General features: G+C 39.5%; 1 pseudogene. It reads right to left on the bottom strand.

Annotated elements, in window-relative coordinates:
• Positions 1 to 133: 133 nt before the first annotated feature.
• Positions 134 to 486: pseudogene (locus ACFINO_RS10325) on the bottom strand (cobaltochelatase subunit CobS); the annotation flags it as partial.

The raw sequence follows: 486 nt of genomic DNA, 5'->3' as shown, positions 1-486 counted from the left end.
CTTGTGCGTGCCAGCAATTGCTCGAATACAGCCGGAAATGGCTTTTTTAAAAGCTTCAGCATCAAGAGTGCTGTTGGGAGAGTCTTTTGTCATATTTTGGCTGTTATCGCCAGTGTCTGTAGCCATGATTGACTTATCCCTTAAGGCAAGACACACTGACCAGTGATTCTGGAAGCTCTTGTCCAAAGGCACGTTGATAAAATTCTGCGACAGTGGCACGTTCGAGTTCGTCACATTTATTGAGAAAAGTTAAGCGGAAAGCAAATCCAATATTTTGAAAAATTGTTGCATTTTCTGCCCAAGTAATAACAGTGCGTGGGCTCATAACTGTTGAAAGATCCCCATTGATAAAAGATTTTCGTACCATATCAGCAACATGAACCATTTGTGAAATTGTCTTTTTTCCCTGGGTCGTTTGAAAAGATTTAACCTTTGAACAAACGATATCAACTTCTTTATCATGGGGTAAATAGTTTAAAATCGTCA

This window comes from Bartonella sp. AA83SXKL (assembly GCF_042196965.1).
In the GTDB taxonomy this organism is placed as follows: Bacteria; Pseudomonadota; Alphaproteobacteria; order Rhizobiales; family Rhizobiaceae; genus Bartonella.
The sequence above is the reverse complement of the archived record's forward strand: the minus strand, read 5'-3'. Positions and strand labels throughout refer to the sequence as shown.